This is a genomic window from Synechococcus sp. PCC 7335 (genome assembly GCF_000155595.1).
Taxonomy (GTDB): domain Bacteria; phylum Cyanobacteriota; class Cyanobacteriia; order Phormidesmidales; family Phormidesmidaceae; genus Phormidesmis.
Map to the genome: position 1 here is coordinate 333,421 of NZ_DS989904.1, position 14,719 is coordinate 348,139.

Consider the following 14,719-nt stretch of genomic DNA (forward strand, 5'->3'; position numbering starts at 1 on the left):
AGTAGCCATTTTCCATTAGCTACCGCTTGAGAAAGCTCGCAAAGACAAGTGAGAGGATTACTTTTATTTCCGCTGTAGACATAGCTAATAGAAGCGGCTTGTCAAACTCGGCTACTAGCCGTTTTTTTATGACTGTTTGCACGTCTGGTTCTAGCATCATCCTAGCAGCGCAGCATCAGATGAGCGTTCTCTACAGGAAGAGTGTTGTTGATAGCCACAACGTTGATGATCGCAACAGCAGCAGAACGACTTAATGCTAATGATTTAGTTCGCAGGCCCAAACACTTCAAAGGAGATTTTTTGCATGACTGAAACGATGGCTAACAAGGCAACATCAATTGATACCACTGATACCACTCGAATTCTGATGTGTGCGCCACATCATTATGATGTGGACTATGTGATTAATCCCTGGATGGAAGGAAACATTCATCGCTCGTCTAGAGATCAAGCGGAAACTCAGTGGCAAAAGCTGCACGATGTTTTGAAAGAATATGCTGTGATCGAACTGATTGAGCCTAAGCCAGGCTGGCCTGATATGGTTTTCACTGCTAACGCTGGGTTGATATTAGGCGATCGCGTTGTCCTTAGTCGATTTTTCCACGAAGAGCGACAGGGCGAAGAACCTCATTTTCAAAAATGGTTTGAGGATAACGGCTACACAGTCTATGTGCTGCCCAAAGGCTTGCCGTTTGAAGGGGCTGGCGATGCGCTATTCGATCGAGGCGGCGGTTGGCTTTGGGCAGGTTATGGCTTCCGCTCAGAGCTAGATTCTCATCCGTATTTGGCTAAATGGCTAGACGTAGAAGTCCTATCTCTACACTTAGTCGATAGCCGCTTCTACCATTTAGACACCTGCTTTTGCCCGCTTCAAGGCGGCTATTTACTTTACTATCCAGGCGCGTTTGATGCCTACTCCAATCGTCTAATCGAAATGAGAGTGCCTGCCGACAAGCGTATCGCCATTGATGAAGTCGATGCGGTCAACTTTGCTTGCAATACGGTCAATATTGATCGCACTGTAGTGATGAACAAAGCGACTGAGAGTTTGAAGCAGCGGCTAGATGAGCTAGGATTTACCGTCATCGAAACGCCGCTAACTGAATTTCTCAAAGCAGGCGGCGCTGCCAAGTGTCTGACACTGAAGATGAGCGAACCTCGCTCGATAGAAACGCAGACCTCTACGGTACAAAGCCGAGTCATTCATTTAGAAGGACATTTGCTGGACTCTGGATTGGTCAACCGCGCTTTAGATACGATTGTGAGCGGCGGTGGCAGCTTTCAAGTTTTGAGCTTTGATTTGGGAAAGCAACGACAAGATAGCTCGGTCGCCGAGGTGAAGGTGATTGCGCCAGATGTCACCGTTATGGATGACATCATGGGACAGCTGATTGATCTTGGCGCCGCTAGCCTACCGCGTGAGGCTCAGCCTGCTGAGTTAGAGCCCGTTGTTCAAAACGGAGTAGCGCCGGATGATTTCTATGTAACCACGATCTATCCGACCGAAGTGCTCATTGGCGATCGCTGGATTAAGGTCAAAGGGCAGCGGATGGATGGCGCGATCGCCCTTTCTCAGACTGATAGTGGCCCAGTTGCTAGCTGCAAACTACTGCGCGACTTGGAAATCGGTGAATCGGTTGTTGTTGGCAGTAGAGGGATCCATACCATCAGAGAACTCGCGTCGCTTAAAAGCAAAAAGGCCGATGAGTTTAGCTTTATGGGAGCTGGGGTTTCTAGTGAGCGCCGAGTGGAGCTAGTCGTAGAGCAAATTGCCTGGGATCTTCGGCGGATTCGCGATCGTGGCGGTAAAGTAGTCGTTACCGCTGGCCCAGTCGTCATCCATACCGGTGGTAGTGAGCATCTAAAGCAGCTTATCCGCGGTGGCTATGTCCATGCGCTATTAGGAGGAAATGCGATCGCAGTTCATGATATCGAACAGGCGATGCTAGGCACTTCGCTAGGCATGGATATGAAGCGAGGGGTTTCAGTGCATGGCGGACACCGGCATCATCTCAAAGCGATTAATACTGTTCGGCGTCACGGTAGCATTGCCAAAACTGTAGAAGCCGGCGAACTGACTAGCGGCGTCATGTATGAGTGCGTCAAAAACAACGTGCCTTTCTCGCTAGCAGGCTCTATCCGTGACGATGGTCCCCTGCCAGATACCAAGATGGATCTTATAGAAGCTCAAGCAGACTATGCCAGATTAGTTGAGGGTGCAGATCTCATCCTGATGCTTTCAACAATGCTACATTCTATTGGCGTCGGCAACATGACCCCGTCGGGCGTGAAGATGGTCTGCGTAGATATCAACCCAGCCGTTGTCACTAAGCTAAGCGATCGAGGCTCTGTAGAATCAACTGGCGTTGTCACCGACGTTGGCCTATTTCTTAGCCTGCTGGTTCATCAGCTCAGCAAGCTGACCGGGCAGTACGCGCCGGTTGATGTGTTGAACTGAAGCTGTTGAAAAGGCACTGCTGCAACCAAGACTCTGTTGCACCAAATCGCTAGGAAGAAAATGTATAGGTGGGCAGGCCGTCAATGCTCACCTGATTCTTCTCACGCTGGTAGGCTTCGATACCTGCAAGGCCTTTTTTTTGTGCCCAAGTATTCAAATTATCTCGGTCTTCTCTATAGTCATACAGCGGCACTGCCATACCACAAGAGGTTTGAACTAGATCAACACTCAAGTCGAACAGTTGTCTCGTTCCTGGCAGTTGAACAAAATGAGCAATCAGCTGATTCCAGCTCTGGTCACGAGGGTAGATCGCCCTAGCAGTCCCATACAGCCGCAAAATCATCGGTGCGCCCTCAAAAGCGCAGAACATCACCGTCATCCGTCCGCTTTTAGAGCCGTTTTCTGCGACATTTTCGGCCAGATGTGCCGCTGTTTCATTACCACTACCGGTTACGCTTAGCCAGACAATCCGATTCGGACTGAGCACTCGCAAAGAATCCATTCCTTTAGGCGACACATTCACTCTGCCTTCTCTGCTAGCTGTTCCCACAAAGAATATTTTTTGCTGTTCAATGAAAGTTTGGAGTGGCGGTGTGATTTGCTCGTATTGTTTAGCCATCGTTGTTTAGTTACAAAACCATCTCAATCCAACCTTTGTCGATACCATAGCGGATCGCTAGAACTTGTTTGGAACAAAGTGCTGAGTGTCCATAGGTGGACGCACATAGTCAATATTCTTCTGGCGTTCCGGAAGCTTTAACAGCGGTGGGGTGAGATCCTCATATTCGATCTGATTTAACAGGTGAGTAATACAGTTTAGACGGGCTCTTTTTTTGTCATCTGCCTCTACAACATTCCAAGGCGATCGAGTTGTATCCGTAGCTCCAAACATATCATCTTTAGCCTTGGAGTATTCCACCCATCTCGCCCGCGCTTCTAAGTCCATCGGACTTAGCTTCCACCGCTTAATCGGGTTGTTTAGTCGTTCTTGAAAGCGCTTCTCCTGCTCTGCGTCACTCACCGAGAACCAGTACTTTACTAGCACAATCCCGGCTCGCTGTAGCATGTGCTCAAACTCAGGGCAAGAGCGTAAAAACTCAACATATTCCTGGTGCGTACAAAAACCCATTACCCGTTCGACTCCCGCTCGGTTGTACCAGCTTCGATCGAATAATACAATTTCTCCAGCAGACGGCAGCTGTGCTACATATCGCTGGAAGTACCACTGAGTCTTCTCTTTTTCCGTTGGGGTTCCAAGTGCGACTACTCGGCAGATACGAGGGTTCATGCACTCAGAGATTCGCTTAATGGCCCCACCTTTGCCCGCGGCATCTCTGCCTTCAAACAAAACAACAACCTTGAGTCCCTTTTCTTTTACCCAGTACTGAAGCTTAACTAGCTCGGTCTGTAGCCGTTCCAATTCTTTACGATAGATTTTCTTGCTTAGCTTTTTGAACTTGTCCTCAGCGGCTGCTTTCTTGGACGCTTTCTCTTTACTTTTTTTTCCTTTGCTCTTTGCTTTTTTGTCCTTCTTGCCTTCTACCACTACACTTTGTGCCGGGTTAGTCTTTGCTAGATCCTTTTTTACAGTCGTTTTAGAGCTGTTGGTATCCACAGGTGGAGCTGAAGCAGGTTTCTTCTTTGCCATAGTTTGCGTTTGACTTGTGCTTAATTAAGGCGCTTAATTTAGACAGAGGAATACATTCAATAGGGCAATGCATTTAATAGAGATACATTAATGGAGAAGTACTGAAGAAATTAGTGTGCATCTAGGAGCCTACCGCCCATGCCTGACATGGCAATTAGATCCCAACATTCACAGTCTATCCCCTTAGGTTAAGAGATGGTTTAGAAAACAGATCCCTTCTTTAACTGCTCTTAACTATTACGACTTAAACCACAATGGCTTTATGATATTGCCGTCAAGCACCTCTAATTTGAGCCGCCCATGAAGATAGGACTATTAGGAACAGGACTAATGGGCGCGCCGATGGCCTATCAGCTACATCATTCAGGCTTTGAAGTCGTAGCTTGGAATCGATCTCCTCAAAGATTGCTGCCGCTCAAAGAAGTTGGCATTCAGACAGCTGATAGTGCCGCTGAAGTGATTGCATCTGCCGAACTCACAATCACCATGCTCAGTGATGCCAGCGCTATTAAGTCCGCTTTATTTATCGATCCCGCTGCGCTTTCGAGTCGCACTATCTTGCAGATGGGAACCATTGCCCCGGCTGAAAGTCGCGAACTCTGCGTCCAAGTTCAAGCAGCCAAAGGGGACTATCTAGAATCGCCTGTACTTGGCAGTATTCCTCAGGTCAAATCTGGCTCACTTATTCTCATGGTCGGTGCCACCCCCGAACAGTTTGACCGCTGCCTACCGGTACTTGAGTGCTTTGGTCCTAGCCCCAAGCTAATGGGACCAGTAGGCACAGCTGCCACTGCCAAGCTAGCAATGAATCAGCTGATCGGTAGTTTGACTGCTGCTTTTTCTATGAGCTTAGGATTAGTTCAAAAAGAAGGTCTAGACATTGAGAAATTCATGTCAATCGTGCGAGAAAGTGCGCTGTATGCACCGACCTTTGATAAGAAGCTGACGCGGATGTGCGATCGCAATTTCTCCAATCCCAACTTTCCAACCAAGCATTTGCTCAAGGATATGAATTTGTTTACCCAGGCGGCGCAAGATCGAGGAATTGATGCAACAGTAGCAGCAGGAGTCAGCCAGCTAGCCCAAAACGCGATCACCCAAGGATTAGCAGATGAAGATTATTCTGCTATTTACAATGTAATCAATATACAGACCGATCAGTTGCAGCAGGATGAATAGTAGCGAAACTGATCTACTAGTCGTCAAAGAGTAGACCAATCTATTAATAAGTCCATATTAATAAATCCATAATAGTGGTGCTGTTTGAATATCAAAGTTTAAGAATAGACCACCCAGGAATTACAACATAGCGTAGAACTATGAGACAGTCGAGATTGTTTTCAAGTCAACTTCTTCTAGGACTGAGTATTGCACTTTTTCTGTTTGGAATCGCGTTCGTTCAGAGCCCTGGGAAAGCGTTACCTATGCCAGATAACAACGGGTTAGTTGTCAAACAGAGCCCTCACAGCGTAGAAGAAACAGAAAGGAGATTTCTGAATGTTCTCGACTCAAAGGGGCTAAATACATTTATCACGATAGACCACGGACAAAATGCTGAAGGCGTCGGACTAACCATGAGACCGACGCGAGTAGTGCTCTTTGGCAATCCAAAGCTAGGGACACCTCTCATGCAATGTGAGCAAAGTTTAGCGATCGATCTGCCCCAGAAACTATTGATCTGGCAAGACGACACCGACCAGGTCAATATTGCCTACAACGATCCTCGCTACTTAGGAGGACGTCATCAGCTAGGTAGCTGTAGCAGTAGAACTATTAGGCGGATGGCAGGTGCTTTGAACAAACTGTCTGCAAGTGCGATCACTCCGTAGACTAAATCTAGGAGTAGACTAAATATAGGAACAGTCCCCTTGTCAACTAAGCTGTCAGCGCTGCTTTTTCTTTAGCTTTCTGGAGAAGAACGGCATCGCTTGCATTTCCGAACCGGCGATCGCGTCGCTGATAGATCAATAGTGCCCGATGAAACTGGGCTCGATCAAAGTCGGGCCAAAACGCATCAGTAAATACCATCTCGGTATAGGCTAGCTGCCACAGCAGAAAATTACTTAGCCGCTGCTCACCACTAGTACGAATTAATAGATCAGGGTCACTGCCTTGCGTATACAAATGCTCAGCAATCATATCCTCAGTCACCTCACAAGCAGTCACCGCTCCTTGCTCTACTTTCTGAGCTATTTGCTGACAAGCCATCGTAATCTCACTGCGGCTACCGTAATTAACAGCGACATTGAAATCTATAGCAGTATTGTTCGCAGTTTCTTCCACTGCTAAGTTCATTTCTTTTTGTAGGATTGGAGGCAGCGCCGATAGATCTCCAATAAAACGAACTCGAACGCCTTCTTGATGCATCGCCATCAGTTCTTTTTTTAGCATCTTCTCAAACAACACCATCAGAAAATCAACTTCTGTTGTAGGTCGTTTCCAGTTCTCTGTAGAAAAGGCATAGGCAGTCAGAGCCTCAATTCCCCAATCTTTGCAACAGCGTAATAAATCCTTGAGTACTCTAGCGCCTTGTCTGTGTCCAGCGACTCTAGGCAAGCACCGCTGATTGGCCCACCGGCCATTACCATCCATGATCACTGCTACATGCTTAGGCACGCACAAAGGATTGATATCGTCAGGAAGCACAGAATAAGCGTGCATGTCAGTTCGCCGCATAAATGAATAGAAGACGCGCTCAGAATTCCCGGTGGTTTACTGGAGCTAGCAACTATAGCTAGTCTGCAAAGCCACTGCTCATCTAAAATAATGTCGAATCGGTTGGCATCGTCAAGGTTCAAGCTATCGGACGCATTGCTGTAGTGTCAGTCGGAAAAAGTCGGTTGTCTCTCTAGTGTTGATATAGCTTCTGCTATCAGTGGCTCAGCCAACCCTGGTTTCAAGCAAGCCGGTTCGTTCGGAACATTCACCACACGATAGGTAGTCTACTATGCAAGCAGATCGTAATATCTGCATTGTTCACTTGGGGCTAGTACACTTAATTCGATGGGATTATGATTATAGAGCAAGCTATTGAGTATGCCGATCAGCTGCTATACGACCAGACAGGAAAGCATCTGAGCGATCTACAAAGCTATATTATTCAGCAAAGCTGGCAGGGTAGAACCTATGGACAGGTCGCTGCTTTAGCTGGATATAGCGAGGGTCATGTAAAGGATGTTGCCTCACAGCTATGGCGGTTATTATCCAATGCGCTGGGGGAGCGAATCACCAAGGGAAACTTGCGATCGCGTTTTATCAACCAGATCAAGCGCACGCTTAAAAAGGCCTCTACCGCTAATTTTCTAACACAGTCGCATATTCTAACGGTTCAAGGCTTCATCGGTCGAGAGCAAGCCCTTTCAACGCTACATTCTCTTAGTCAGCAGCAGCCTATAATTGTCATTCAAGGTGAAGCGGGGCTTGGAAAGACAACACTTGCACAGCGCTACTGCCAACAGTTTGAACAGGTCTTGGAGCTGCTTGTCGCCAGAGAGACTAGTCGGATTGTTCGAGTAGAAAGTGTTGTAGAAGAATGGCTGCAACAGCATTTCAACCAAGCACCTGCTGAAGAGTTTGGCATTACGCTGAGTCGGTTGAAGTATCAGCTCGAAAAAGACAACCATAGCGTAGTCTTGATTGATAATCTAGAACCAGTACTGACAAAAAGCGGGCAGTTTGCCACAGAATATAGAGGATATGTAGAACTCCTACGCATCTTAGCTGCGACCAAAACAACAACAATCATCACTAGCCGCGATCGCCTTTGCGAACCTAGCTTGAAGGTGTACCATTACCGTCTACCAACTTTATCGCTAGCTGCTTGGCAACAGTTCTTTCAAGCGCATATCGAACAGATAGCCTCTAAAAGAGTCGACTTTTATACCACTATCTTGCAGAGCATGCATCGAGCCTACAACGGTAATGCCAAGGCAATGGAAGTATTATGTGAAGCAGTTGTAGAAGATTTTGAAGGTGATTTGGGTGCCTACTGGCAACAGAACAGCACTAACCTCTTAGGCAGTGCTGAACTTAGAAATCTAATTAGTGGGCAAGTCAATCGCTTGCGCGACTTAGATCCAAAAGCATATACAGTAATTTGTCGATTGGCAGGTAATCACGCTCCAGACAGCTCTAGGTTTGATACAGATGAGATCTTGGCACTCATGTGGGATATTCCGCTTGAATGGCGGCGACAGATCTTAAGTTCGTTGCGCGATCGCTCTTTGTTGGCGTTTGAAAAGGGACGCTACTGGCTACATCCTATGATCAAAGCTGAGGCGGTAGAACGGTTGAGCTATATCGAGCCTTAGGTTCCTTCTAGCTTGAATGGCTCAAGCCTTCATACCATTAAGCCTTATCGCGAGTCAGTTGTTCCAATCGTAATATCAATCTCTAGTGACAGAAGAGGCTAGCGGATGGAATGCTAACCTATGAATTCGTTTAGACTCACGCACGCACAGCTATGCGCTGGAAAACAGGCCGTCGCAGTAGAAACATACAAGATCGTAGAGGAAGGCGCGGCTTCAGCCGTGGTGGGGGTAGTCCTATTGCCATCGGTGGCGGCGGACTTGGAATGGTTGTCGTTGCAATCGTCATTACCTTACTAGGTGGAGATCCCACCGTCCTACTAGACGCGGCTGCTCCTGTCCAGTCTGATCGAGCTCCCTACAACACATCCCCAATAGAAACTTCCCCCGAAGAAGATGCTCTAGCAGACTTTGTGTCTGTCGTCCTGGCCGATACCGAAGATACCTGGAACAGCATCTTTCCGCGTGAGTTTGGCGGTCGATACCAAGAGCCTACTCTAGTTCTTTTTACAGATGTCGTTCAGTCAGCCTGTGGGACCGCTCAATCGGCTGTTGGTCCTTTCTATTGTCCGGCAGACCAGCAGGTCTACATCGACCTGAGTTTCTACCAAGATCTGAAATACAAACTAGGCGCGCCTGGCGACTTCGCCCAAGCCTATGTTATCGCTCACGAAGTTGGCCACCACATTCAAAATCTACTAGGCATCTCGAAAGAAGTCCGAGCTGCTCAAAGCCGCGCTAGCCAAACCCAAGCCAACCAGCTCTCGGTCCGTCAAGAGCTACAAGCCGACTGCTTAGCCGGTGTTTGGGCTTACCATACCAACCAACGCGGTCTTTTAGAAGCAGGAGATGTTGAAGAAGCCCTCAACGCCGCTAGCCAAATCGGAGACGACAACCTTCAAAGAAAACAGCGTGGCTACGTCACCCCTGACTCTTTCACCCACGGCAGCGCTGCTCAAAGAGTCGAATGGTTTAGCCGCGGCTTCACTTCCGGTGACGTAGACCAGTGCGACACGTTTTCCTGAGGTAACGTCAGTTCGGGATAAGATTCGCAGAAAAAAAGAAGGATAGGTACGCTGAGATTATCAAAACCAATCCAGCCCTATCCTTCGCTATGTCTAGTCTAGAAGAACTCTTTTGCCACGTCGATGACTGCTGCAAGTGGTTCGAACCTCGCTGGCACCAGCAACTGCTAACCAGCGGCGCGACCAGTCGGCTACGAGCGCGTTCTTTGACGCTAAGCGAAATCCTAACTATTCTGATTCGCTTTCATCAAAGCCACTATCGCAACTTCAAGCACTACTACCTCAACGAAGTGCAAGAACATCTACGCAGTGCTTTCCCTAAGCTTGTTAGCTACAACCGCTTTGTCGAATGGACGCCCGCTTCTCTACTGCCTCTATGTTGCTACTTAAAGCACTGCTTCGGCCGTTGTAGCGGCATCAGCTTCATCGATGCGACCAGTCTCAAAGTTTGCCACAACCGTCGCATCTATCAGCACCGTGTCTGTCGCGACACGGCAGCTCGCGGCAAGACTTCAGTCGGCTGGTTCTACGGCTTCAAGCTACATCTAGTCGTCAGTGACTGCGGTGAGCTGCTCGGTGCTACGCTAACACCCGGCAATACCGACGACCGTCAGCCTGTCGTTGACTTACTCAGTGAGCTGCATGGCAAGGTCTTTGCCGATAAGGGCTACGTCTCGAAAGACCTTGCTAAACAACTACGCGAAGACTTCGATATTGCCTTCTTTGCTAAACCGAGGCGCAACATGAAAAACCATCTGATGAGCTTAAACGACAAACTACTCGCGCGTCAGCGCTCTATCGTCGAGACGATTATCGACCAGTTGAAGAACATCTCGCAGATTGAGCATTCTAGGCATCGCAGTCCCGTCAACTGTTGGGTGAACATTTTGTGTGGACTGATTGCCTACTGTCATCAACCGAAGAAGCCTTCGTTTGAGCTGTAGTTCTTAGTTTGTCGGCTTTGGCTTATCCCGAACTCACGTTGAGGTAGGCTTGCGAAGCACCTCGCTTAGGCAAGCGCACTATTCAAGCCGATTCTTCTTGATCAATCGTTTCTAGACTTGATGACACGCACAAACTGAGAATCGACAATGCGAGGTTGACCGTCGATTATTTCTAGTGTGAAAGTTCGTTCTTCCCGCTGAATATCAGCGTTAGGATAAACATAAGTATTCTGTCCAGTAAGCGTCAGTGTTTTCTCCGTTCGATCGACGACCGTAAGATTCTCTACAGTAACGCGGCTAAACTTTTCAAAAAACTCTTGGCTAAAGCTCAGGCTAAGTTCTTCTGAAAAGGCAGCAATAGCACTATCCCAAGAACGGTTAGAGATATCGCTATAGAGAGTTTCGACTAGCGCGATCGCATCTTCAGGATCAGGCGCAGGTTCCCCTTTAGGAGCGGGTATAGGCGCAGGTGTAGGTGCAGGCCTGGGTGTAGGAGCTGATACAGGGCTAGGTGTTAGGTCCCCCTCAGTCGAGGGCTGTTCCGAAGGCTGTTCAACGCGCTCTAAACCATCTGGTGGTGACCTATCGGGTGACCTATCTGGCTCTGACACCACCTGCTCTGATACAGCTTGATTTGATAAGTTGTTGCGCCAAGCTAATAGACCAGTGCTCAATATGGCAACAGCACCTATACAAAGACCGAAGGGCAACAAAACATTTCGTCTAGGCGGAGAGGTTGAAGGTGCTGCTGGTCTTTCGGTCTTTAGCAAGGTAGCCTGCGGTGAGTCAGCCTGCACTCCTTGATTTTGCGACGATACGGCTACAGTTTTGGCTGTGGTAGATGACGGCAGTGGCTGGGTAAGATCAGCAGAATGATAGCTGCCTAAACTATTCTCACTATTTGGTTTAGGACGAGCGTACTCTGCAGGCGCTAGGGTCGTAAACTGGCTCAGCTCGGTCGGTAGAGAGTTCAAAGCGCTAAGGGCATCTGAAGCAGTCGGGAAACGGGTACGAAAGTCATAGCGCACCATCGTGTCTAAGAATGTTCTTAGGGCAGGGTGAATATAGGGTAGCGTTTCACACCAAGTAATTTCCCCAGTTTCAGGATCGATTGAGAGCGTACTAGGATGACGCTGGGTCAATCCTTGGATTGCAATCATGCCAACAGCATAGATATCGCTGCTAAAGTGCGGGCGGCCTGCTACCTGTTCACTAGGCATATAGCCTTGAGTCCCAATAGAGATAGTTCTACCTAGGCTTGTCTGCGCTTGGGTGATCTGAGTAGTTACCTGTTTGACCGAACCAAAGTCAATCAGCACTAGACGGCTATCAAGATCGCGACGAACCAGATTCGAGGGTTTAATGTCGCGATGAATCACCCGCTGCTCGTGCACAAACTTCAGCGTATCTAGCAGATCGCCTAAAAAGCTAACGACTGTAGCTTCTGACCAGCAAGCTGCTGTCTGCGTAGCCAAATTCAACTCAGATTCTAGCGAGTGACCCCGGACCAAATCCTGTACTAGGTAGAACTCTTGGTTTTCTTCAAAATGAGCTAATAGACGAGGAATCTGGGGATGATCTCCCAGCTGAGAGAGCACGCTAGCTTCTGTTTCAAACAGCCGTCTAGCAATTCGTAACTCTTCAGCGTTGCTAAATTGAGGTTTGAGCTGTTTGACCACGCATTCAGGATAACCGGGCCTATGACGATCTTGCGCTAAGAAAGTTTGTCCAAATCCGCCAGCGCCTAACCGTCCTGTAATCTGATAGCGCCCCCCCAGCAGAGGCAGACCTTCTATGTAGCTCGGTAGATGAGATTGATTACTCATAGAAGATTGACTATGGAAAAAGAGCACATTAGGCAGTCAATATAGATCTTAGTCCATACATCTTGCGTTGCACTTAGCGCTTCGACCTAACGCTTCAACTTGGCGCTTCGACCTAGCGCTTTATGAATTAAGCGTTATCGCTTCTAGTAATAGTTTAAGCCAGGTGAACGCTGCTATAGGTGCATAGCAAATAAAACGGTTTCAGCTAGCTGACTCTTCAATAACGGTTTCCTCCTGGTTTGTCGCTATGGCAACTTCCTTAAAGCGAATCATTTCTTGACGAGGGTCGGCGTAGCTTACCTGAATCGTCAGCCGCTCACCGACTTCTACAGCTCGGTCGAAGCGCATAACGAATTCCAGGCCCAAGTCCTCAAAGATAATTAGGCCCAGGCTCTCATGTTCTCGCAGCCAGCGCACCATGATCACATCCCAGGGCTGTCCTGGGTTTGCTTCATTCTGCCGCTTTAGGTACTCGATTGCCCAATATTTCTTCGTCTGTCGCTCTACCATTACAGCTTCATAGGCGGCGTTAGAGACGCTGGCAATAATCTCAGGCATCTCTACGGGCGTGAACGGCAGGTCGGCTCCGCGCAGATGGGCTTTGATTTGGAAGTGTCCCATCAGATCTGTGTAGCGACGGATGGGAGAGGTCACCTGGCAGTAGCGATCTAGCCCAAGGGTCGCGTGGCGGGCAGGCGTGATGTTCATCTCGCTCCGAGTCATACATCGGCGAATAGCAGAATCACGCACCCATCCAGCTTCTAGCTGCATCAGTTCTTCTTCAGGAGGAAGTTCGGGCTGTGGCTGAGCGCGGAAGGGCAGCGGAATTTTATTGTCTTCGCCGTAGCGAGCCGCTATCTCACCAGTGAGAATCATCATCTCGGCAACCATTTCACGGGAGTTTGATGATTCGAGGATGTCGATAGTAATCACGTCATCGTCAACTTTAATGACAGATTCAGGCAGCTGAATATCAATAGCGCCTTGTGATTTTCGCCAGGATAAACGCTGTTTGGCATGATCGAATAGGGCAAGCAGTTCACTCTCTGCCTGAACACCTAGCTCGATCATTTCATCTGCGTCGTCATAAGTCAGTCGATAGGTGGGTTTCACGACGCTCGGCTGAATACTGTATTCTGCTACACTGCCATCTTCTGCAAGTAGCACACTGAAACTAAGCGCGTTGCATATCTGGCCTTGAACCAAGCTCATCGGTCCGGCAGCTAACTCGAAAGGGAACATAGGAATGACGCCAGTTGGCAAGTACACGGTGGTACAGCGTCTGCGAGCCTCAGTATCTAATATGCCATTGAGACTGATCCAGTAAGTTGGATCAGCAATATGAATCCACAGCTTCTGACGGCCATCAGCTAGGGTTTCACAGCTAAGGCCGTCGTCGATCTCCTGGGTACTCTCATCATCTATGGTGTAGACCTTCAGATGGGTAAGATCAACGCGATCGCCTTCTTCAGCAGGCGGCGATTCAATGATTTGGGCTACGCTCGCACTCACTTCTTCAGGAAACTGAGTGGGAATCTGTCGGCGTCGTAAGGCTAGATTCTCGTGCTGATCCCATAGCCCTAGCGCAACCAAAAAGTCGAAGGCAGCCTCTGGTGACTTGTCTTGGTTAAGCTCAGTGAGTAGCTCTTGGGCAGCACTCTTTTGGCTAGATTCATCGCCTAGCAGCGCATAGCGTTCAACAATCTCCAAGCGCGGGCGATCGCTCTTTTCCCACTCAACCGACTCGCCAGATAGCGCGGCCTGAACTCGAGCCAAGAAGCCTTCTCGCTCTACCTGATTAGCAGCTTCACGCGCAATCTTATGCTGAAGCTCTTCAACTTGACTAGCCGATCTAGGTTCGTAATGGTCACCTTTTTGCTTAAAAAATATTTTGTCCTCGCTGAGCAGTCGATGCGCCGCGTAGCAGAGTGGCGGACTTTGATCAGAAAATAATAGCTGTGCTAGGGAAGCTGGTGTCGCTGGCTCTTCTAGCTCTAGCAATAGCTCCCATGCCACCTCCAGATTATCTGGATCGATATAGCTCTGCGCTTCGGTTGTAAACTCTTCAATCTCGGTAGGCTCATAGCTAGCATCGCTGACTTCATAGATGATTTGCCGAGGATGGATAGTATGAGACTGTCCAGCTTGATCGACGAGGACCCAATTCTTTTTACCTTCTGGTCTATCAGCGACAGCTAGATAGGGCGATCCTTTCAGCTTGAATTCTATGAGCGTTCCCTTTTCCACAGTTCCTTTGGTGTGAGTTTCTGGTGTGAGTTTTGAGCGATCGCCATCTCGCTCTCCCCGGCCAGGATTACAAAAAGAGCGACTATCATTAGCGGAGTTCTGAGTGCGAAATGGCTACAGCAAAAAAGCTACCTACACTACTAGTCAAAGTAGCAGACAAAAGAAACGAGTCCTTGCCCAATGCAGATAGCTTGATATTTATTTGTTTGTCTGACACAAATTTTCTTCAGTGCAGTCTCTTCGATGCGATCTCTTCAGCAGGTC

At 48.4% G+C, this 14,719-nt stretch carries 12 protein-coding genes; 7 read left to right on the plus strand and 5 right to left on the minus strand.

Annotation, left to right across the window (positions count from 1 at the left end; translation table 11 throughout):
• Positions 1–128 precede the first annotated feature (128 nt).
• Together S7335_RS29145 and S7335_RS01410 are read left to right on the plus strand one after the other, a co-directional pair.
• A complete protein-coding gene (locus S7335_RS29145) occupies positions 129–254 on the plus strand; it encodes a hypothetical protein (protein WP_255346446.1) in 126 nt (41 codons plus the stop codon).
• A gap of 50 nt (positions 255–304) precedes the next feature.
• Positions 305–2,458 (plus strand): TIGR00300 family protein, encoded by a 2,154-nt coding sequence (locus tag S7335_RS01410; protein ID WP_006455269.1) that lies wholly within the window; start codon positions 305–307, stop codon positions 2,456–2,458.
• A 49-nt stretch (positions 2,459–2,507) separates the two neighbouring features.
• Here the strand turns inward: S7335_RS01410 and S7335_RS01415 are convergent, their stop codons facing one another.
• Positions 2,508–3,077, minus strand: a complete 570-nt coding sequence (locus tag S7335_RS01415) for a pyridoxamine 5'-phosphate oxidase family protein (RefSeq protein WP_006457401.1) — start codon at positions 3,075–3,077, stop codon at positions 2,508–2,510.
• A 57-nt stretch (positions 3,078–3,134) separates the two neighbouring features.
• The gene (gene ppk2, locus S7335_RS01420; RefSeq protein ID WP_006454827.1) at positions 3,135–4,106 is read right to left on the minus strand and encodes a polyphosphate kinase 2; all 972 of its coding nucleotides are present in this window, start codon (positions 4,104–4,106) and stop codon (positions 3,135–3,137) included.
• A gap of 300 nt (positions 4,107–4,406) precedes the next feature.
• Here ppk2 and S7335_RS01425 point away from each other — a divergent pair, with 300 nt between their 5' ends.
• Positions 4,407–5,285, plus strand: a complete 879-nt coding sequence (locus S7335_RS01425) for an NAD(P)-dependent oxidoreductase (protein ID WP_006455955.1) — start codon at positions 4,407–4,409, stop codon at positions 5,283–5,285.
• A gap of 245 nt (positions 5,286–5,530) precedes the next feature.
• Positions 5,531–5,935, plus strand: a complete 405-nt coding sequence (locus tag S7335_RS01430) for a DUF302 domain-containing protein (protein ID WP_050765940.1) — start codon at positions 5,531–5,533, stop codon at positions 5,933–5,935.
• Between the two features lie 46 nt (positions 5,936–5,981).
• On the opposite strand, the gene S7335_RS01435 is transcribed toward S7335_RS01430, so the two are convergent.
• Positions 5,982–6,767, minus strand: coding sequence for an isoprenyl transferase (locus tag S7335_RS01435; protein ID WP_006453888.1), 786 nt, complete (start codon positions 6,765–6,767; stop codon positions 5,982–5,984).
• A gap of 350 nt (positions 6,768–7,117) precedes the next feature.
• Here S7335_RS01435 and S7335_RS01440 point away from each other — a divergent pair, with 350 nt between their 5' ends.
• The 3 genes from S7335_RS01440 (at position 7,118) to S7335_RS01450 (ending at position 10,382) form a co-directional block, all read left to right on the plus strand.
• Positions 7,118–8,416: an AAA family ATPase gene (locus S7335_RS01440; RefSeq protein ID WP_006456871.1), complete on the plus strand. Its 1,299-nt coding sequence runs from the start codon at positions 7,118–7,120 to the stop codon at positions 8,414–8,416.
• Positions 8,417–8,568: 152 nt separating this feature from the next.
• Complete coding sequence (locus S7335_RS01445; RefSeq protein WP_038015392.1) at positions 8,569–9,438, plus strand: neutral zinc metallopeptidase; 870 nt, start codon at positions 8,569–8,571, stop codon at positions 9,436–9,438.
• A gap of 89 nt (positions 9,439–9,527) precedes the next feature.
• Positions 9,528–10,382, plus strand: a complete 855-nt coding sequence (locus S7335_RS01450) for an IS982 family transposase (protein ID WP_006453544.1) — start codon at positions 9,528–9,530, stop codon at positions 10,380–10,382.
• A 101-nt stretch (positions 10,383–10,483) separates the two neighbouring features.
• Here the strand turns inward: S7335_RS01450 and S7335_RS28330 are convergent, their stop codons facing one another.
• Both S7335_RS28330 and S7335_RS01460 read right to left on the minus strand, forming a co-directional pair.
• Positions 10,484–12,208: a serine/threonine-protein kinase gene (locus tag S7335_RS28330; RefSeq protein ID WP_050765755.1), complete on the minus strand. Its 1,725-nt coding sequence runs from the start codon at positions 12,206–12,208 to the stop codon at positions 10,484–10,486.
• Between the two features lie 201 nt (positions 12,209–12,409).
• Positions 12,410–14,455 (minus strand): ribonuclease catalytic domain-containing protein, encoded by a 2,046-nt coding sequence (locus S7335_RS01460; protein WP_006456188.1) that lies wholly within the window; start codon positions 14,453–14,455, stop codon positions 12,410–12,412.
• Positions 14,456–14,719 lie beyond the last annotated feature (264 nt).